We start from the raw sequence: 18,944 nt of genomic DNA on the forward strand, positions 1-18,944 counted from the left end.
CCCCTGGTCCTTCGGTCAAATCAACGCCGCTTTCCGGACATCCACGTCACTGCATGGTCCACCGCATCCGTGATCGAGAACAAGGTCGCCTTCGTTCCCCCCAGTCGCCCCCGCTGTCCGGTGTTCCGGGAGAAGGCGGCCCCGATGTCCCCGAAATCGCTGTCGTCGAGTGCGACGTCGAGGTATTCCGTCCATTCCGGCCCGTGCGCCCCGCGCACCACGCAGGCGTACCGGCGCTGCGGTGCACCGATTCGGTACTCCGCCAAGTGGAACGCGGTGCAGACGGAGAACCCCACATTGATCATCAATACCCGCGCGCCCGCCCGGTAAAGCGCACCGAGGGGGGATTCCTCACCGAGGTGGCAGGTGAGCGGGTGGGGGAAGAGGAGGCCCTCGGCCCCTGGGCCGAGCGCGGCGAACGACGTCTGGGGGTGGGTGCTGCGCACCGCGCCCCGGGCGGTCCGCACGGACTCGGCCAACCGGCCCATCCCGGTACTCGGCGTCACGGCCGCGTCGAAGGCGGGCATCATCGCCCGGAAGGCCGCCGCCTGGGTGGGGGTCATCCCGGCCACGCGCCGCAGATGGGCGGTGGACGTGTCGGAGTTCTCCGGGGTGAAGGCGGGGACCACGAGCGTGCCCTCCCCGCCGACCGCCTTCAGCAGGGCGTCGCGCAGCACGGCGGCGTCCATGCCGGTGCCGCCGATACCGGCGTGGACGAGGACCGTCTCCCCTCTCCGCAGGCCCAGTTCCGTCAGCTGCCGCGCGAGCGCGTCGCGCTCAGCGGCCGGGCCGGTCACGGTCCGCCTCCTCCCACAGCAGCGCCAGCAGCGCCTTCCCGCCGACGGTGAGCTCCGCGGCGCGGCCCAGGGTGTCCAGTGCCCTCAGGGCCGCCTCCGCCCCGTCCGGGTCGAAGGCGCGCAGCCCGGTGCGTTCGTACGCCCCCGCCAGCAGCTCGGACACCGCGACCGGCTCCTGCCGCCACGGTGCCGGATGCGTCCACCGGCCGTCGTCGGCGTAGAGGTCGGTGACCTCCAGCAGCGCCCGCAGGCGCGCCCGGCGCCAGCCTCGCAGCAGCAGCGGCGCCAGTTCCCCGGCGCCGGCCCGCAGCGGGAGGCCCAGAGCACCGATCCCATGCCGCCCGACCGCGGGCCGCTGGCCGGCGACGGGGGTCAGCGTGGTCAGCGACGCGGCGGCGGCCGCGGCCTGCTCCGGTGCGCGGGCGCGCAGCAGGCCCCAGGCGCGCGCCAGCCGGCTCGCCCACCCGGCCGCCTCGTCCTGGCCGAGCCGGGGCGTCACGGGGACGTCGAAGCAGTCGCGGTACGGGTCGAGGTCGTCGATGGCGAGGCCGGGCGCCCCGTCCCGGGCGAGCCGGCGGACGGGCCGCCAGCGGGCGCCCGGTTGCCCGGGGAGCGGGATGCGCGTCTCGCAGCCGGCGGCCCGCACGAGGAGCCCCTTCTCGACCGGCCGCACCTCCGCGGTACCGCGCGGTGCGGCCTCGCCGAGGCGGAGTTCGCCGAGCGTCGGCAGCAGCAGGGTTCCGCCCTCGTACAGGACCGGGACCGCGAGGTCGAGGCCGCAGCGGACGGCCGCGGCTGCGACCGACGCGGCGAGCCTGCCCGCCGGGAGCGTCGCGGCGCCGGAACGGCCCTCGCGCAGGGCGTCCAGGGATCCGAGCAGCCAGCCGCGGGTGTACGGGTGGGTCAGTACGCCGTCGAGTCCCCCCGGATGCCGGTCGACGGTGCCGACCAGTTCCCAGGCGTGGGCCCACGCGTCGCCGCCGCGGCCGTCGAGTTCCCGGTGGAGGTCGGCGAGCAGCAGCCTCGTCAGCTCGTGCTGTTCGGCCCGCAGCTCCCCGTCGTCGGCGACGGCGGCGGGCACCGACCGGGCGGCCGTGCGGTGTTCGATGCCTCGGACGAGGGCCTCGAGGTCGGTGCAGTAGACGGAGGTGTTCTCGAAGCCGCTGCCGGAGCGGTAGCGGTGGCTGTAGAGGCCGCCGCCGCAGGAGCGGACGACGGGGCATTCGCGGCAGGCGCGGGCGACGCCGCCCAGGCCGAGCTGGCGGGCCCGCACGCCGGGGTGGGCGGCGACCTCGTCGAAGGTGTGGGCGAAGACGTCGAAGCCGGTGGCCGCGGCGCCGTCGTAGGCGGTCTTGAGCGAGTCGGCCTGCTCCAGGGTGCCGTCGGTCTCGACGACGACGAGGTCGGTGGGAGTGAGGCCGAGCGATTCGGTGAGACCGGGCCCCCCGGAGAGGGTGGAGAGGACCGAGGCGAAGAGCCGCACCGGCACCCGGCGGCCCTGCCGGTCCCAGCGGTCGAAGACGGTCAGCAGCCAGTCGGCGTACGCGGTCGGGGAGCCGTCGGGTCTGGGCGGCGGCTCGTCCCAGGTGGCGTGCGGCAGCAGGAAGTCGACGCGCGGGGGGTCGAGCTCCATCAGCGCGTCGTGGACGGCGACGGGGTCGTTGGCGACGTCGACGGTGCACAGCAGTCCGAGGTTGAGATGGCGCCAGCGGTCCGTGCCCAGCAGTTCGACGGCCTTCAGTACCAGCGGGTGGCTGCTGCGTCCGTCCGCGAAACGGCGGTGGCGGTCGTTGGCGGTCCTGTCCCCGTCGAGGGAGATGCCGACCCTGACGCCGAACTCGTCGAAGAGTTCCAGATAGCGGGGGCTCAGCTGGAGGCCATTGGTGTGAACGCGCAGATCGAGGGCGGCGACACCGTCGAGGGCCTTGGTGAGTTCGTCACAGACCCGGCGTAACCGGGCGGGGCCGGCGAGCAGCGGCTCCCCTCCGTGCAGGATCACTGACACGGAGGGCAGGGCATGTTTCTTCGCATGCTCGGCCAGTCGCAGAGCTGTCCAGAAGATCGCCTCGTCAGAGATTGCTTTGGGGCGGGTACGCCAGCTCTGATCAGCGTGTTCATAGATGTAGCAGTGATCGCAGGCAAGATCGCACCTGCTGTGGACCTTCAGCACGATCTCGCGGAAGGGGACCACCGGTCGGGTCATTGCGCCAGTCTAGGGCAGACCTTGCGCCGCACGGACCGATCGGAACCGGACTGCGGGAGCGGACTGCGGGAACCGGAACTACGGGAACCGGACTAGAGAGCGGAGTTGAACGTCGACATCCGGGCGGGTCGGTCGATGCCTGAGGGGCGCACGCGGTCCAGTTTCCTGGCCGCCTCGGCGTCACGGACATCGAGCTCGGCGAGGGGCACCCGGCCCCTTTTCACAGAAGCAAAGGTGACTGAGGTCTGAGGGGTCACGACGGCCGTCCTAGGTCATATCGTACTGACGGGGGAACCACCGGGCACCGTTGCAGTGTCGGCGGCATGACTTTACTCTCATGAACGCCCGCGCGGCGTGCAACTCGGCACAGAGCACTGAAACGCAGAAGCGTGGCGCGAGTATGCCCCACTCCATACGGAACAAGCTATTCCATCGAACGAGTGAAGCCACCATCCGCAGAGGGGGATACGGATGACCGGCGTTCCCGGCCATCTGCAGAGCATGGTCTTTCGAAACGCCGATCTGCCGGCGCTGTTCCACAGGGCGGACGAGACGGCCGTGAACCGGCAGCGGGACGCGGTCAAGGGCACCCGGCTGCAGCTCGTCCTGCTGGTACTGGGGTCGGTGTTCGCGGTGCTGCCCTGGCGCGGGAGGATCGGCGACTCCTTCCAGCTCATGGGCCTGCTCAGCGCGTCGGCGTACGCCTGGGTCCTGGTGGCGGGCTTGCGCGGGACCCGCCGCCGGGCGAAGTCGCACTGGCAGCTGAACCGCTCCGCAGCGGAGTTCATCCGGTCGATGTGCTGGCGGTACGCCGTGCACGGGACGCCCTTCGACTCCGACTCGGCCGATCCCGACGGGCTGTTCACCACCAGGCTGGAGGAGGGGCTCCGGGAACTGCGCAAGGTCGGCTGGGCGGACCCCCGCGAGGAGGGCGGCGGGAACGCCCTGACCGGAGAACTGATCACCACGCCGATGCGACTGCTGCGGGAGAAGGTCTTCAGCGTACGCAAGGAGACGTATGTGAGGGACCGTCTGATCGAGCAGCGCAACTGGTACCACCGGCGTGCGGAGATCTCCCGGCGCGCCACCGCGCTGTGGACGGTGATGATCAGCCTGCTCACCGCGCTCGCGCTGCTGTTCGGGGTGCTGCGCACGTTCTCCGTCACCGACTCGGCCGAACCGGTGCCGCTGCTGTCCGCCGCCGCCGCCGCGTGCCTGGCATGGAGTGAGATCCGGCGCCACCAGCCGCTGATCGCGGCACACTCCCTGGTGGAGGAGGACCTGGCCGCGATCCATATCGCGATGGAGACCTCGGTGACGGAGGAGCAGTGGCCCTCGGCCGTGTACGAGACCGAGCGGATCGTCTCGCCCCAGCACACCGACTGGCTCGTGCAGCATCGGAGTTGACCTCCTCCCGCGTCCCGCACGGCGCTCGCGGCGCCCGGCGGACGGGCCGGAGGGACCGGCGCCCGAAGGCCCGAGCGGCACGCACGGGCCTGGCGGCCGGGACCCGCCGCGCACCCCGCCGGCCGCGCCGCACACGACCCCGCCGGCCGTGCACCCGCACCGGACGCCCCCGCACGGCACACGCCATCGCGGTACCGCATGCGTGACACCGCGCCCGGTACCTCCAGGCACCCGGCCGGACGGGTACGCACGGCGCGCCGGTCAGGTGCGCTCGACGCCGTCGCACCACACCACCGTCACCGGTCTGCCGCGCTCGCGCGCGTAGCGGACGATGTCGCCGGTGCCGCCGAGCCCTCGGGCCGGCCTGCCGTCCCAGACCGCCAGGAGCCGGTCGCAGTGGTCCGCGACGTAGACGCCGGCCGCGTAGTACGCCTCGTCCGTGGAGTGGGGAAACGCCAGCCGGACCTCCCGGCCGGCCCGGCGCAGCAGCCGCCGGTAGCGGGCGAGCGCGCAGGGGTCCCCGAAGGACTCTTCGTAGTCCCCGCTCGGGATGACGACGGTGAGTTCGGCGCCGAAGGCGAGCGCCATGTCGGCGAAGATCTGATCGGCCCCCTCCGCCAGGCTGGAGAGCGCTTCCAGCGCACCCTGCCCGCCGCCCAGCGCCGACTTCATCCCGGCCAGCACGTGCGGCATGGCCTCGGGGGGGATGTCCCGGTGCCCGGTCACTCCGATGCGCTTCATCCGCGCCCCCCGATCCGTTGCGACCCGCCGTTCCGCCATCCTCTCAGCAGTGTGCAACACGTCGAGCCCCCGCCGGTCGCCGACGGGGGCTCCTGGTGTCCGCTGTCGCCCCGGCGTCCCGGGAACGGGTCAGTAGACGTTCACTCCGTAGGCGCTCAGCGCCTCGGTGACGGGCTGGTAGAAGGTCGTACCGCCGAAGAAGCAGTTGCCACTGCCACCGGAGGTGAGACCGATCGCCCGGCTGCCGGAGTACAGCGCGCCGCCGCTGTCGCCGCGCTCCGCGCACACGTTGGTGCGGATCATGCCGTAGACGATGTCACCGCCGCCGTAGTTGACCGTGGCGTTCAGGCCGGTGACGGTGCCGCTGTGGGTGCCCGTGGTGGAACCGCTGCGGGTCACCGGCATGCCGACCGTGGCGTCGGCGGCGCTGGTGATGTCGACACTGCCGACGGTGCCCGGCTTGGAGATGGACGTGTTGGTGTAGCGCACGATGCCGTAGTCGTTGACCGGGAAGCTGGAACCCGTGGTCGGGCCGAGGACGGTGGTACCGGTGGAGTTCGCGTACCAGGTGCCCGCGCCCTCCGTGCAGTGGCCCGCCGTCAGGAAGTACGAGGTGCCCGCGCTGTCGCGGACGTTGAACCCGAGCGAGCAGCGCCAGGCGGAGGTGTAGACGGCGTCGCCACCCGAGATGAGCTTGCTGAACTTGCCGGGGGTGCGCTCGATGCGGAGGGCGCCGGCGTTGGCGCCGGCCTCCCGCTTGATCTGTGCGATCTCGGCCTGGGAGACCGTGGAGTCGGCGGTCACGACCAGGGTGTTGGTCGCCTTGTCGACGTGCCAGGCGGTGCCTGCCACATCGGCGGTCAGCACGGCGTCGCTCGCGGCTGAGAGCTGGGACGCGCTGAAGGCGACGGGGGTCTCGGCGGCACCGGCGGCGGGAACGGCCAGCGCGGCGGCGGCGACGAGACCGGTGGCCACGGCGAGCAGGCGGGTTCGTCTCGCCGTGCCGTGGGTGGGGGTGGTGCGCTTGATCCTCACTTCTCGTTCCTCCCGAGGGGAATCGGGGGCCCGCCTGTGGGGACGACGGACCCGTGAGGCGCAGTCGAGGGGCGGGGGTGTCCGGATCCCGATCACGTTGTGCCCCTGACAAGCGCTGTTTCGGGAGTGTCCGGCGGGTCAACTCGCCGCGCAAGGGCACCTTTCGGCCGAGCCGGGCAAGGGATGCCGCCCCGCTCCGGGGCGCGGTGTTCCCCCGGACCGACACGGTCCGCACCGGGCCGGACCGGACGGCTGCCGCCCGCAGCCCGCTCCCCCAGCGGCCGGTTCGCCCGCCCGGTCGGCCGCGCCGGACGACTCGGCCGGCGGCCCCCCGCCGGGAGCGTGCCCCCCGGGCGGCAGCCGTCCGCGGCGCGGATCGCCGTTCCCCGAAGGGAGTCCGGCTTGACCGGAATTCGCTTCTCCCACGGTTACGGGGGGGGGAAGGCCGCCGGGGCGCCCCCGGCACCCCACGGCGAGCCGTGACCCCCGCCAGGGCACGGCGGACCCGCCCCCACGGAGACCCCGCCGGCCTGTCCGACCGCCACCCGCAGGGCCACGTGCGCGGACGCTTCCGCGTCCCGGCCTCACCCGGCCGCCAACGGCCGGCATCGGCGAAAGCCACCCGGGTTAGGGTCGGGAGCATGACGACGACCCTTGCCGGCAGTGCCTTCGACTCCCTCCGCCTCGACGCCGTGCCCGACCAGGAGGCCCTGCGCCGGGTCTACGAACTCCCCGGCCCCCGGGCCGTGCGCAAGCAGATGAGCGAACTCAACGACGAGACCGTGCGGTTGGTCGGCTGCTCATCGCTGGTCCTGATCGCCAGCGTGGACGCCGAGGGCAACTGCGACGTGTCGCCGCGCGGCGGCCCCGCCGGGTTCACCACCGTCCTGGACGCACGGACGGTGGCGATACCGGACGCGACCGGCAACAAGCGGCTGGACACCCTGCAGAACGTCGTCGCCACCGGGCGGGCCGGTCTGCTGTTCGTCGTCCCCGGGCGGACCACCACCCTGCGGGTGAACGGCAAGGCCTGCGTCTCCACCCGCCCGGAGCTGCTGGCACGACTGACCCCCGTGGGCAAGCCGCCGGCCAGTGCGCTGGTGCTGGGGGTCGAGGAGGTCTACCCGCACTGCCCCAAGTCCCTGCTGCGCGGCGGGGCCTGGAAGCCCGAGCGGTGGCTGCCGGCGGACGCCCAGCCGACCTCGGCCGAGGTGACACTGGCCCAGTTGCGGATGCCGGGGCTGACGATCGCCGACATCGAGCAGACGGAGGCGGATTCGCTGAAGTACCGGTACGAGTAGGGTGCCGGCCCGCGGGTGCGCACCACCCGGCCGGACCCCGGCACGGTGCGCTGGTACCGGTCGCGGGTGCGCCGCGCGGGGGCCGTGCCGCAGCCCCGGCGGGCCGGGGTACGCCACGGCGCCGGCGTCATGCGCCTCCCGGCCCCGGGAACCCGGGGAACGGGAACCCGGGGAACGAGAACCCGGGGAACGAGAACCCGCCGCGGGGTGGCCGTGGTTCGTCCTCGTCCGGAGCCCGGATCGCCCGCGCGGCGGGGCGGCATGGGCGAAGCCCGTGCACCCGACGGGGATCGCGGGACGGACCTCACACGCCGTCGCAGGGACAACAGCATATGCCGCAGTCGCAACCGCAGTCGCAGCCGCCGTTGTGGCAGCAGCCCTCGCGCCTCCTGCGCGACCAGGGGCCCTCGTACTCCTCGGCGCAGCAGAGGCGGCAGGTGCAGCACAGGCCGGCGAAGACCGCACAACCCGCCCAGAAACGGCGGGGTTCGGGCTTCGGGGGCCCGCCATCGCAGTGCGGCCGGAGCGGCCCGCCTCCGTCGCCGCCGGGTGCACCGCCGGTCCCGTCCCCGCGGACGCCGCCACCGGACCCGTCACCGCCGGGAGCACCGGCGCAGCGGTCGCCGGCCCCCTGGGGGGTGCCCCGCCCGTCGGGTCCCGCCGCCCCGTCGTCAGGGCCGCCGTACGAGCCGCCGTGGAGGCCAACGCGAGGACGGCCGTGGAAGCCGCCGTGCGGAGCCCCTGCCCGCTGCGGCTGCCCACCGCGGGCCCGGTGCGGACAGGGCACGGTGCCGAAGGCCCGGTCGACTGACCGCCTGAGCTCGTGCGTGAGCAGCCTGTGCGGCAGCCGGTCGTCGGCGAACTCCGCCTCACGCAGGGCGAGCCGTGTTCCGCGGAGGGCGTCGTCGGCGAGGCGGCGGGCCTCGGCGAGGCTGGTACCGGTCGCCGTGAGCGGGTTCCAGGCACCCGAAGCGGCGTCCTGCTGCCGGTCCTCCACGGCGTCCAGCAGATGGGCCAGCCGGCCGAAGAGCCGACCGGCCTCGGCGAGTGGCGCGGCGTTCCCGGGGCGCCCGGCCAGGACCGCGGTGTGGGCGAAGGCCGCCGCGGTCGCCGTCTCCGTCGGTTCGGTCACGGCCGTGAGCGGGGTGCCGGGCACCGCCCGCGACTCGATGCCGGCCTGCCGGTCCACGGCGTCCGCCAGCACCGCCGTGTCGAAGCCCAGTGCCGCGCCGCCACGGGCGCCGGCGCGCTCCCAGCGGTCCGCGATCCGGCGTGCGACCGCGGCCGCCGGCCCCTGCGCCAGCGCCCCGTCCCGGTCGGCCACATGGTCGCGGACCTTGGCCGAGGCGAGGAGAAGCGACACGGCGGCGGCCAGCCGGGGTCCCGCACCGCGGGCGACGTCCGCGGTGCGCATGGCACGCAGCGGGCAGGGTCCGGCCGTGCGGCGCTGCGCGGGATCGCGCTCGCGCTGCGCCTCCGTCAGAACCGAGACGACGAGCCCGTCGTAGTTCGTCGTGATCCTGGCGAACTGCCCGTGGCCGGCGCGAAGTGCCAGGCAGAGTCCGCAGAGATGGGCCGTCCACTCTGCCTTGAGGTCGTCCGTGAGGCTATGGGTGCAGGGCCTGACGATTCCGAACACGACGTTCCCCCCGGGTGTCGTTCAGCTGTGCGGCCGACATCGCCCGGCCGCCGGTTCACCCGGACGCTCCGACACTCACCCGTCTGCCGAGACATTCATATTTTGCTTCGATATGAGCCCCGTCAGGGCCCCTACGCTGGACGAACCTTGACGAACCACCACATGTTCTGCACCAGTACCGTCACGAATCCCCTGCGCGGCGGCTATCCACTTGGCGCGCGATCCGCATTATGGACGACCATAGGGATATGCGGAACTACAAGTGACCGCGGTCGAAAGGAGGCGTCCATGGGATCGGTGCGCAAGGCGAGTGCATGGCTCGGTCTCGTCGAGGACAACGACGAGCGCTACTACGACGACGAGTACGCCGAGGGTACGGGATCCGGCGACCAGTGGGTGACCGACCCGCGCGTCCGGGTGGCCTCCGAGACGGCCGAGGAGCACGGGCGCCGGATCGCGACCGTCTCCCCCGACAGCTTCCGGGACGCCCGCGGCATCGGGGAGCACTTCCGCGACGGCGTTCCCGTCATCGTCAACCTGACCTCCATGGAGCCTTCGGACGCCAAGCGCGTGGTCGACTTCGCCGCCGGGCTGACCTTCGGTCTGCGCGGCTCCATCGAGCGCGTGGCGACCCGGGTCTTCCTGCTGACCCCCGCCGACACGGAGATCGTGAACGGGGAGTCCGCGGGCCGCCCCGGCGACGGCTTCTTCAACCAGAGCTGAGCCGGGCGCCCGCCGGTCGGCCGGAACGGGACGGCCGGCCGCCTACCGGAACGCATCGAGGCCGGTGAGCGCCTTGCCGAGGACGAGCTGGTGCATCTCCACCGTGCCCTCATAGGTGAGCACCGACTCGAGGTTGGTGGCGTGGCGCATCACGGGGTACTCGAGCGAGATCCCGTTGGCGCCGAGAATCGTGCGCGCGGTGCGGCAGATCCCGATCGCCTCACGTACGTTGTTCAGCTTCCCGAAACTGACCTGCTCGGGGCGGAGCGTCCCGGCGTCCATCCGCCGCCCGAGGTGATGGGCGAGCAGGATCCCCTTGTGCAGTTCGAGTGCCATGTCGGCGAGTTTGGCCTGGGTGAGCTGGAAGCCCCCGATGGGCTTTCCGAACTGCTCCCGCGTCCTCGCGTAGTCGAGCGCCGTCTCGAAGCTGGAACGCGCCGCGCCCATCGCGCCCCAGACGATGCCGTAGCGGGCGTGCGAGAGGCAGCCCAGCGGGCCCTTCAGTCCCGTCACACCCGGCAGGACGGCGTCCTGCGGCAGCCGCACGTCGTCCATGACGAGTTCGCTGGTGACGGAGGCCCGCAGGGACCACTTGTGCCGGATCTCGGGGGCCGAGAAGCCGGGTGCGTCGGTGGGGACGGCGAATCCGCGGATGCCGTCGTCGGTCCGGGCCCAGACGACGGCGACACCGGCGACGGAACCGTTGGTGATCCACATCTTGCGTCCGCTCAGCACCCAGTCGGAGCCGTCGCGCTTGGCGTAGGTGCGCATCCCGGCGGGATCGGAGCCGTGGTCCGGCTCGGTGAGCCCGAAGCAGCCGATGGTCTCGCCGGACGCCATGGCCGGCAGCCAGCGCCGCTTCTGCTCCTCGGAGCCGTGTTTCCAGATCGCGTACATGGCGAGCGAGCCCTGGACGGACACGAGGGAGCGGATGCCGGAGTCGGCGGCCTCCAGCTCGAGGCAGGCGAGTCCGTACTGGACCGCGGTGGCGCCCGCACAGCCGTAGCCGGTCAGCGACATGCCGAGGGCACCGATCGACCCCAGTTCCCTGGCCAGTTCGCGGACGGGGGGCAGTTCACCGTTCTCGTACCACTCGGCGATATGCGGCAGCACCCGTCCGGCGGCCCAGGAGCGGACGGTGTCGCGCACCGCGAGGTCCTCCGGCTCCAGCAGGTCGTCGATGCCGAGAGGGTCGGCGGGGTCGAAGGGCGGCAGCTTCGAGGGTGCGGACATGAGGGTGCCTCCGGCGGCTCGCACGGGCGCTCTCCAGCCCCGGCGGCTGCCGGGGAACTGGAAACCTAGCAGTGGTAGTTAATGCTCGGCGCCGACGTTACGGCTCAGCGGGCCGTGCGTCCAGTGGGGGCCGGGCGTCCCGCATCCGCCGGCGTACGGCGTGCCGGGACGGCCGGCGCCCGCATCTGGTCCTGCAGCGGGTCGACCGGCCGTGCGGGTCGGGGGACGGGGCACCTGGACCGGGCGTCCGCCGAAGCCCCCGCGGCGGGGAGTCCGTCGCGGCCGCCGAGCCCGCCGGGTCCTCCCGGGCTGTCGAGCCCGCCGGGCTCCGCGCACTCCATCGCCCTCGGCAGCCGGAGCGCCGCAAGCGCGCCGAGCAGCAGCAGCCCCGCGCTGACGAAGAGCGTCACATGTAGTCCGTGGACGAACGCCTGGCGGGCGGCGGTGCGCAGCGCGTCGCCGGCGGGGCCGCCGAGCCGGACCGCCACCTGGTAGGCCTCGCCGAGCGAGTGCGCCGCCGCGCTGCGCGCCGCGGGCGGGGCACCCACGGCACCGTCGACCCCGGGGGCGTAGGCGGCGTTCATCACGCTGCCGAGCAGCGCGATCCCCATGCCGGCGCCGAGTTGGTACGAGGTCTCCCCGATCGCCGCGGCGCCGCCCGCGTCCTCGGGCGGCGCCTCGCTGAGCATCGACTCGTACGCGCCGAAGAGGGTGGTCTGCAGCCCGAAGCCGAGGAGGACGAACCCGGTGGTCAGCAGCAGCGGGCGGTCGTGCTGCCCCATCAGGGTCAGCAGCACCACGGCGGCGGCCGTGAGCACGAAGCCCCAGCCGACCATCCGGCGGGGGCCGACGCGGCGGAGGGTGAGGGAGCCGGTGGCTCCGGCCGCCATCGCGGCGAAGGTCAGCGGCAGCAGCCGCAGACCGGTCTCCAGCGGGCTCAGCCCGAGCACGAGCTGGAGGTACTGGACGGCGATCAGTTCGAGGCCGACCAGCGCGAGCATGGCCAGCACGATGCAGCCCACCGCCGTGGAGAAGGTCGCCCTGGCGAACATCCGCATGTCGATGAGCGGGTGGCTGCGGCGCTTCTGGCGGTGGACGAAGAGGGCCAGGAGCCCCGCCCCGGCGAGCAGCGGGCCGGCCGTGCGGAGGTCCGCCAGGGCGTCGCCCGCGCCGAGCCGCTTCACACCGAGGACGATGCCGAGGACTCCGGCCGCGGCCATCAGCGCCCCGAGGACGTCCCACGGCCCCTCGCGGTCCCCCCGGGACTCGGGGAGCAGCCAGCGGGCCACCGGCAGGATCAGCAGCATCAGCGGAATGTTGATCAGGAAGACCGAGCCCCACCAGAAGTGCTGGACGAGGAAGCCGCCCAGCACCGGACCTGCCGCGGCGCCGACCGCGGCGACCGCGGTCCAGATACCGATGGCGGTGGCGCGCTCGCGCCGGTCCGGGAACACGGCCCGGAGTATGGAGAGCGTCGCCGGCATGATCATCGCCCCGCCGACGCCGAGCAGGGCGCGGGCGCCGATGAGCACCCCGGGGGTGGCGGCCAGTGCGGCCACGGCCGAGGCGACGCCGAAGAGCGCGTACCCGAGCAGCAGGACGCGCCGGCGCCCGACCCGGTCGCCGAGGGTGCCGAAGAGGATCAGCAGCGAGGCGCAGACCAGGGGGTAGGCGTCGACGATCCACAGCAGCTCGACCCCGGAGGGACGGAGGTCCTCCGTGACGGCGGGTACGGCGACGTGCAGGACGGTGGCGTCCACCGCGACGAGGAGCAGGCTCACGCAGAGGACCATCAGGAGGACCCAGCGGTTGGCACCGCCGCCGGCGGCACGCGGGCGTGCGCCGGCCGTGGTCCTGCCGTACATCTGTGTACCTCCTGCTGGGTCTCTCGCGTCGGTGGGCCCGGCCGGGGGCTTGGCCCGGCGGGCGGCCCGGCATCGACGGGCGAGTGATCAGTCAGAGTACGCGAGTACCGGGGGGCGGCGCGTGGTCCACCTCTCACCTCGGCGGGCGCACGGGTGTGGCGTACGCCACGCCGGCGGCGCGCGGGGGAGGACCGCCGGTCCGCTGCGAACCACGGCGGACCGCCGCCGACTGCTGCCCACCGGAGCCCACCGGAGCCGACCACTGCGGAATTCGACGCGCCAATACCGAGAAGTCCCACCCGGCCGCAATCAGACTTGCGGAGATCCGGTGCCGGCAATAGGCACGGCGTCCACCGGATTTAGTCCGCGAGCCCTTTCCGGGCACCGACGGGACACACTCCACATCACATCGTCATCACGAAGAGCCTGGATCGACCTGGGCGGACGCTCACTCGCTGTAACGTCGATTGGGTGCGTACCGACATCTTTGCCCGTCTGGACCGGGAACCGGAGCCGCCGAAGATAGAGATCCCGCGGATGAGCCGCACCCGTCTCGCCCTCTTCGGCGGGACTTCGGCGTTCTATCTCGCGATCGTGGTCGCCGTGCTTGTCTCGTCCTGGCTGGTGATCGTCGACTGGAAGGTCATGCTCTTCCGGCCGTATCAGCAGTGGCCAGAACTGCACGCGTTCCTGGACTACTTCGTGGTGCTCGGCCAGCGCGGCCCGACGGCCGTGATGGTCGCCGCCTGGCTCGGCTGGCGCTCCTGGCGGCAGCACACGCTGCGTCCGCTGCTGGTGCTCGGCGCCTCGCTGCTGCTGCTGAACACGACGGTGGGCGCGGTCAAGCTGGGCCTGGGCCGGCTGGGCCCCCACTACGCGACGCAGATCGGGTCACCCGAACTCTTCGCCGGCGGCGATATATTCCCTTCAGGCCACACCGCCAATGCCGTCGTGACCTGGGGGATCCTCGCCTATCTCGCCACCACGGCACGGGCCAGGCGGTATCTGTCGGCGCTGTCCGCCGTGGTCGCCCTCGGTGTGGGGCTGACGACCGTCTACCTCGGTACGCACTGGCTCAGCGACGTGCTGCTGGGCTGGGCCGCCGGCCTGCTGATCCTGCTCGCCCTGCCGTGGTGCGAGCCGCTCATCGGGCGGGTCGAGGACGGGATCCTCTCGCTGCGCGACCGGCTGCGCGTGCACCGTCTGCCGATGCCGTCGCTGCCCGTCGCCTCCGGCGGCCCCCGTCCGGCCATGTACCCGCAGCGACTGCCGGCCGGCAAGGCCGAGAACCCGGTGCGCCACCCGGTGGGCGCGACGAGCGCCGCCAGGGGGGCGGCGAGGAGCACCGCCGTCAGCGCGTTGGCGCCGACCGGGCAGAAACCGGCCGGCGCGCCGGGCGCACAGGGCGTGGCCGTCCCCGCCCGGCACGGACAGCTCCGCACCTACGCGGTGGGGCGGCCGCCGCACGCGCCCTGGACCCCGGCCCCGGCCGGGAGCAGGCGCCCGACCCGGTCGCGGCCGCCGGGCGGCTGACGGCGCACCACGCCGCCGCGGGCGCGGCGGCGTGGTGACGGGCACGGCGAGGGGCCCCGGCACCGGTCGGGGCCCCTCGCCGTGTCCGGGGCGCCGCCGCCCGCGGCGGCGTGGTGCGCCGTCAGCCGCCGATGCGGTCAGCCCGTCCAGCAGCGGACGACGAGGCCGCCGTCGACCTCGAAGTTCATCCGGCCCTCCAGGTACTCCAGGGTGATGACGGAGCCGGGCGGAAGCGATCTGACAGTGGTCCAGCCGCGGCTGCGGGCGCGCCGCTCGGCCTGGCCGGCGTCGAGGCCGACATAGGCCTGCGGGGCGTCGTCCGGCTGTCCTGCGGGAGTCGGTGTCGGTTCCATGGGAATCACCGTAGGCGGCGGCGGACGGTGACGGAAGGCACGCCCGGCGCCGGCGGAATACCGTCCCGGCGAGGGGGATCGGGGGGCCTCCTGGGTCCCGCATACCCCACCGGTCACGCTTCTGTCACAGGTTCTCGACAAGCGTTTGGCGGACCGCCGGGCAGCGGCGCAGTCAATGCGGGTTTCTCGCACAGAAATTCACCCTGGAATTCGGCACCGCCCGCGCGCCTCGCTCCCCGGGGACGCGCACGGCCTCCGCCAACCGTTTTCCCCGGATATCCGCGGCGATACAATTCATCACGCCTTACGGACGTCCTACTTCTGGACGAACCGGAAATACTCCCGGATGTCTCGGGATGGCTTCCGGACCGCATCAAGGCGACTTCCGGGACACCTCCGCACCGCTTCCGGACACAGCGGCGAAAGCCCCCAGCGAACCGGATGGCTCATCCCTGCGCGTATCGCGCCTGCCCCGTTCCCCTGCCCGGCCGGCCTCCACGACCCCGGCGGCCGAGGCCCGTCCCGCAGTCCCCCGCAGTCCCCCGCGGGTGCACGGGGACTGCCGCGGAGAACCGCCGCACCGCCGCACCGCCGCACCGCCGCGCCACCGCGCCACCGCACCGCCGCACCGCCGCATCACTCGCGTACACCAGGTAAGACGTCCTGCCCCCGCCGCGGCACGACTTCACCGCCATCCCCCGGGTGCGCTCCGAGTCGCCCGCCTTCGATGAGGCGGGGCGGCCCGGCGAGGAGCGGCGTGCACCCCGCGGCCCTGGTTTCGTCCTCGATTTGTCGATGTGTCTCCGTGGCGATCTGTCGGCCCGGTATCGACCCGGCGTGACTCTTGGCCCGCGTCTCCCGTTGTGCTTTTCACAAGCCGGGAACCGCCCGGCGCACCATCACGCACCGAGTCCGAGGAGCACCCCGTGCCGCGCATGCTCGACGTCAGCGAGGACGTACGCGCCGAGATCGGCGACGAAGAAGCCGACCGGCTGCTCGCCGGCGAGAACGCCCCGGGCAACTACGACTGCACCTCCTGCCGCACCCCGGGCGACTCCGACCAGGAGCGGACCAGCACCGTGCTGTTCGTCGGCGAGGAGACCGCCGTCCTCGCCTTCGCCCATGCCAGCTGCATCCCCTCCCAGGTCGTCCAGGTCGCCGAGGAGCAGCTCAAGGGCGCCGTCCGCTCCATCACCGGCGAGGCCGCCGCCCCCGTGGCCCACCAGCAGCAGGCCGTCCACCCGGGGCACGGCGGGCCGGCCGCACCGCAGGAGCAGGCGGTACTCGGGGTGACCAGCGGCCTGGTCCTGATCGGCGAGGAGCTGCACCCCGCGCTGGTCGTGGAACCGACCGCGCCCATCGCCCGCCCCGGCAGCCTCGGGGAGGGCGGAGACGACTTCCTGCCACTGCTGATCGAGCAGGGCTTCCTCCCGGTCTCCACGGTCGACCAGCTCCCCCCCGCGCTGCACGGCTGGTCCGTGCTGCTCGCCATGGGACAGCTGCACGCCGTGCTCCAGCCGGGCACGGGCGGCAGCGGACAGGTCGCGTGGTGGCAGGCCCACCAGCCGCTGCAGGTGACCGACGGCTGGCGCACCGCGGCCAACAGGTCGCACAAGGTACTCGTCTTCGCCGCCCCGGTCGGCTCCATCGGCCAGCAGCCACGCGAGGACCTGCTCCGTGACGCACTCGACAAGGCCGCAGCCAACGGCAGGCTGGTCGCGGCGGCGATGCCGCTCGCGGGCACCTGACGGCCGCGCGCCCGCGGCCGTCAGGCACCGGCGGCGCTCCCCGGGTGTGCGCCCCCCGTACCCCCGCCGAACTGCGAATTCCCGGACGGGCCCGCATCCGACGCACATCGGGGTCGTTGGCCCCTATGTGCACACAGACGACCCCGCCCGCCGCCCGTACCCAGGCCGGAACGCCTCGGCCACCCCGATCTACGACACGCTGTACTCCGAGTACCGGAGAGCCTTCCGGACCCTGCCCGGTGACCGGACGGGCGAGGAGGACCTCGCCTTCAAGGGGTTCGGAACCGGGCTGAACGGCGGTGGCGATCCGGGCGCCGTGGCCGCCGGCCGGTTCGGCCCCTGGCCGACCGCCATCGGGCAGCACTCCGGGGGGCTCTACGCCCGCGCGCTGCCGCCCGCACCCCGCAGAGGGCTGTGAGGGCGGCACCCGGACCGGCCGGGAGGTACCGCGTCCCGGCCGGTCCTGTGGCGCCCGGTGCCGGCCGCCCCTCCGATGCCGCATCGGTCGACGTTCGCCCCGTCGCAACACCCGGCACGGCCGGCCCGGCACATCGCCGCGCTGCCGCATCGGCCGGGTACGCCCACGGCGAGGCCCGTCCGGGGCCTTGCGATGCACCGCGCGGTCCGCCGCGCAGCGGCACTCCTCGACGGACGAGGCCTCCCCGACGCACACCGGGGCCGGATCGGGGCCCCGGAGGGGAGGGCCGGCCGCGCTCCGGGCACCTCCGGGGGCTTCCGGGGGCGCAGCCATCCGGTACAGCGGTCCGGTGCGGTACAGCGGTCCGGCCCGGCCCGGTACGGTACGGTCCGGTGCCGTCCCCCGGAGGCCGGCCGGGTGCGAAGCGCGCCCCTCGCGGCTACTTCTTCCTGGAGCGCTTCTCCCGCACCCGCACGGAGATGTGGATCGGCGTGCCCTCGAAGCCGAACTCCTCGCGCAGCCTGCGTTCCACGAAGCGGCGGTAGCCGTGCTCCAGGAAGCCGGAGGCGAAGAGCACGAACCGCGGCGGCTTCGTGCCGGCCTGGGTACCGAACAGGATCCGGGGTTGCTTGCCGCCCCGGATCGGGTGGGGGTGGGCGGAGACCAGCTCGCCGAGGAACGCGTTGAGCCGACCGGTCGGCACCCGGGTCTCCCAGCCCGCCAGCGCCGTCTCGATCGCCGGAACCAGCTTCTCCATATGACGGCCGGTGCGGGCGGAGACGTTCACCCGGGGCGCCCAGGAGACCTGCTGCATCTCGGTCTCGATCTCGCGCTCCAGGTAGTAGCGGCGCTCCTCGTCGAGGGTGTCCCACTTGTTGTACGCGATGACGAGCGCCCGGCCCGCCTCGACGGCCATCGTGATGATCCGCTGGTCCTGGACCGAGATGGACTCGCTGGTGTCGATCAGTACGACGGCGACCTCGGCCTTCTCCACGGCGGCCGCGGTGCGCAGCGAGGCGTAGTAGTCCGCGCCCTCCTGGAGGTGGACGCGCTTGCGGATACCGGCGGTGTCGACGAACTTCCACGTGGTGCCGCCGAGTTCGATGAGCTCGTCGACCGGGTCGCGGGTGGTTCCGGCCATCTCGTCGACGACGACCCGCTCCTCGCCTGCGACCTTGTTCAGCAGGGAGGACTTGCCGACGTTCGGGCGGCCGATGAGGGCGATGCGGCGCGGTCCGCCGACCGCGCCTGCGAAGGTCCCCGCCGGGGCCTCGGGAAGGGCCCCCAGGACCTCGTCGAGCAGGTCGCCGGTGCCCCGGCCGTGCAGGGCGGACACCGGGAACGGCTCGCCGAGACCGAGCGACCAGAGCATGGCGGCGTCCGCCTCGCCCGAGGGGCCGTCGACCTTGTTGGCCGCGAGGACGACCGGCTTCCCCGCGCGGCGCAGCAGCTTCACGACGGCCTCGTCCGTGTCGGTGGCTCCGACGGTGGCGTCCACCACGAAGACGACGGCGTCGGCGGCGTCGATGGCGAACTCGGCCTGGGCCGCCACGGAGGCGTCGATACCGAGGACGTCCTGCTCCCAGCCCCCGGTGTCGACGAGCTTGAAGCGGCGGCCCGCCCACTCGGCCTCGTAGGTGACGCGGTCGCGGGTGACGCCGGGCCTGTCCTCGACGACGGCCTCACGGCGGCCGATCATCCGGTTCACCAGGGTCGACTTGCCGACGTTCGGCCGGCCGACGACGGCCAGGACGGGCAGCGGGCCGTGGCCGGCCTCCCCGATGGCGCCTTCGACGTCCTCGAGGTCGAAACCCTCCTCCGCGGCGAGCTCCATGAACTCCGTGTACTCGGTGTCGCCGAGTTCCCCGTGGTCGTGCTGGTCGTTCATGAAGTCCGTTCCTCGTTCATTCGTGGTCGGTGGGCCGGGGCCGTGCGGCCGGAGCCCACT

Annotated in this window: 16 protein-coding genes; 6 read left to right on the forward strand and 10 right to left on the reverse strand. The window is 73.2% G+C overall.

The features are described 5' to 3' along the window. Positions 1–20: 20 nt before the first annotated feature. From SCWH03_RS15975 to SCWH03_RS15985, 3 genes are all read right to left on the reverse strand, one after another. Complete coding sequence (locus SCWH03_RS15975) at positions 21–797, reverse strand: AAC(3) family N-acetyltransferase (RefSeq protein ID WP_173264908.1); 777 nt, start codon at positions 795–797, stop codon at positions 21–23. Continuing rightward, positions 778–3,000, reverse strand: coding sequence for a radical SAM/SPASM protein FxsBH, inactivated beta-hydroxylase extension form (fxsBH, locus tag SCWH03_RS15980; RefSeq protein WP_173264909.1), 2,223 nt, complete (start codon positions 2,998–3,000; stop codon positions 778–780). Before fxsBH ends, SCWH03_RS15975 begins: the two co-directional genes overlap by 20 nt. A 92-nt stretch (positions 3,001–3,092) precedes the next feature. Next, on the reverse strand, positions 3,093–3,209 hold the full coding sequence (locus tag SCWH03_RS15985; RefSeq protein ID WP_173264910.1) for an FxSxx-COOH-like cyclophane-containing RiPP peptide: 117 nt from the start codon (positions 3,207–3,209) through the stop codon (positions 3,093–3,095). A 292-nt stretch (positions 3,210–3,501) separates the two neighbouring features. On the opposite strand from SCWH03_RS15985, the gene SCWH03_RS15990 reads away from it, so the two are divergent. Then, positions 3,502–4,407, forward strand: coding sequence for a DUF4231 domain-containing protein (locus SCWH03_RS15990; protein ID WP_173264962.1), 906 nt, complete (start codon positions 3,502–3,504; stop codon positions 4,405–4,407). Positions 4,408–4,668: 261 nt separating this feature from the next. Here SCWH03_RS15990 and SCWH03_RS15995 read toward each other — a convergent pair whose 3' ends face one another. Further along, on the reverse strand, positions 4,669–5,148 hold the full coding sequence (locus SCWH03_RS15995; protein ID WP_173264911.1) for a hypothetical protein: 480 nt from the start codon (positions 5,146–5,148) through the stop codon (positions 4,669–4,671). A gap of 129 nt (positions 5,149–5,277) precedes the next feature. Further along, on the reverse strand, positions 5,278–6,183 hold the full coding sequence (locus SCWH03_RS16000) for a S1 family peptidase (protein ID WP_173264912.1): 906 nt from the start codon (positions 6,181–6,183) through the stop codon (positions 5,278–5,280). Between the two features lie 641 nt (positions 6,184–6,824). On the opposite strand from SCWH03_RS16000, the gene SCWH03_RS16005 reads away from it, so the two are divergent. Beyond that, the gene (locus tag SCWH03_RS16005) at positions 6,825–7,484 is read left to right on the forward strand and encodes an MSMEG_1061 family FMN-dependent PPOX-type flavoprotein (protein ID WP_173264913.1); all 660 of its coding nucleotides are present in this window, start codon (positions 6,825–6,827) and stop codon (positions 7,482–7,484) included. Positions 7,485–7,788: 304 nt separating this feature from the next. Here SCWH03_RS16005 and SCWH03_RS16010 read toward each other — a convergent pair whose 3' ends face one another. After that, on the reverse strand, positions 7,789–9,123 hold the full coding sequence (locus SCWH03_RS16010; protein ID WP_173264914.1) for a DUF5685 family protein: 1,335 nt from the start codon (positions 9,121–9,123) through the stop codon (positions 7,789–7,791). Positions 9,124–9,411: 288 nt separating this feature from the next. Between SCWH03_RS16010 and SCWH03_RS16015 the strand changes: the two genes are divergently transcribed. After that, positions 9,412–9,846 (forward strand): cell division protein SepF, encoded by a 435-nt coding sequence (locus SCWH03_RS16015; RefSeq protein WP_173264915.1) that lies wholly within the window; start codon positions 9,412–9,414, stop codon positions 9,844–9,846. Positions 9,847–9,888: 42 nt separating this feature from the next. Here SCWH03_RS16015 and SCWH03_RS16020 read toward each other — a convergent pair whose 3' ends face one another. Both SCWH03_RS16020 and SCWH03_RS16025 read right to left on the reverse strand, forming a co-directional pair. Further along, on the reverse strand, positions 9,889–11,079 hold the full coding sequence (locus SCWH03_RS16020) for an acyl-CoA dehydrogenase family protein (RefSeq protein ID WP_173264916.1): 1,191 nt from the start codon (positions 11,077–11,079) through the stop codon (positions 9,889–9,891). Positions 11,080–11,183: 104 nt separating this feature from the next. Beyond that, entirely contained in the window at positions 11,184–12,944 is a 1,761-nt protein-coding gene (locus tag SCWH03_RS16025) for an MFS transporter (RefSeq protein WP_173264917.1), read from the reverse strand. 471 nt (positions 12,945–13,415) lie between these two features. Here SCWH03_RS16025 and SCWH03_RS16030 point away from each other — a divergent pair, with 471 nt between their 5' ends. Further along, entirely contained in the window at positions 13,416–14,477 is a 1,062-nt protein-coding gene (locus tag SCWH03_RS16030; protein WP_173264918.1) for a phosphatase PAP2 family protein, read from the forward strand. A gap of 137 nt (positions 14,478–14,614) precedes the next feature. On the opposite strand, the gene SCWH03_RS16035 is transcribed toward SCWH03_RS16030, so the two are convergent. Then, positions 14,615–14,830, reverse strand: a complete 216-nt coding sequence (locus SCWH03_RS16035) for an I78 family peptidase inhibitor (RefSeq protein ID WP_173264919.1) — start codon at positions 14,828–14,830, stop codon at positions 14,615–14,617. A gap of 926 nt (positions 14,831–15,756) precedes the next feature. Here SCWH03_RS16035 and SCWH03_RS16040 point away from each other — a divergent pair. After that, positions 15,757–16,578 carry a DUF8842 C-terminal domain-containing protein gene (locus SCWH03_RS16040; RefSeq protein WP_173264920.1) on the forward strand — a complete coding sequence of 274 codons (822 nt, stop codon included), beginning with the start codon at positions 15,757–15,759 and terminating at the stop codon, positions 16,576–16,578. A gap of 127 nt (positions 16,579–16,705) precedes the next feature. Next, positions 16,706–16,996 carry a hypothetical protein gene (locus tag SCWH03_RS16045; RefSeq protein WP_173264921.1) on the forward strand — a complete coding sequence of 97 codons (291 nt, stop codon included), beginning with the start codon at positions 16,706–16,708 and terminating at the stop codon, positions 16,994–16,996. A gap of 439 nt (positions 16,997–17,435) precedes the next feature. Here SCWH03_RS16045 and der read toward each other — a convergent pair whose 3' ends face one another. Beyond that, positions 17,436–18,884 carry a ribosome biogenesis GTPase Der gene (gene der, locus SCWH03_RS16050; protein ID WP_173264922.1) on the reverse strand — a complete coding sequence of 483 codons (1,449 nt, stop codon included), beginning with the start codon at positions 18,882–18,884 and terminating at the stop codon, positions 17,436–17,438. Positions 18,885–18,944: the final 60 nt, after the last annotated feature.

Origin of the sequence: Streptomyces pacificus (assembly GCF_011766325.1) — a bacterium.
Classification (GTDB): Bacteria; Actinomycetota; Actinomycetes; order Streptomycetales; family Streptomycetaceae; genus Streptomyces; species Streptomyces pacificus.

Excerpts from the sequence above, each read along its gene's own strand:
- SCWH03_RS15990 (WP_173264962.1), top strand. The coding sequence starts at position 3,502 with ATGGTCTTTCGAAACGCCGATCTGCCGGCGCTGTTCCACAGGGCGGAC.
- SCWH03_RS16025 (WP_173264917.1), bottom strand. The coding sequence starts at position 12,944 with ATGTACGGCAGGACCACGGCCGGCGCACGCCCGCGTGCCGCCGGCGGC.
- fxsBH (WP_173264909.1), bottom strand. The coding sequence starts at position 3,000 with ATGACCCGACCGGTGGTCCCCTTCCGCGAGATCGTGCTGAAGGTCCAC.
- der (WP_173264922.1), bottom strand. The coding sequence starts at position 18,884 with ATGAACGACCAGCACGACCACGGGGAACTCGGCGACACCGAGTACACG.
- SCWH03_RS16005 (WP_173264913.1), top strand. The coding sequence starts at position 6,825 with ATGACGACGACCCTTGCCGGCAGTGCCTTCGACTCCCTCCGCCTCGAC.
- SCWH03_RS16035 (WP_173264919.1), bottom strand. The coding sequence starts at position 14,830 with ATGGAACCGACACCGACTCCCGCAGGACAGCCGGACGACGCCCCGCAG.
- SCWH03_RS15995 (WP_173264911.1), bottom strand. The coding sequence starts at position 5,148 with ATGAAGCGCATCGGAGTGACCGGGCACCGGGACATCCCCCCCGAGGCC.
- SCWH03_RS16020 (WP_173264916.1), bottom strand. The coding sequence starts at position 11,079 with ATGTCCGCACCCTCGAAGCTGCCGCCCTTCGACCCCGCCGACCCTCTC.
- SCWH03_RS16015 (WP_173264915.1), top strand. The coding sequence starts at position 9,412 with ATGGGATCGGTGCGCAAGGCGAGTGCATGGCTCGGTCTCGTCGAGGAC.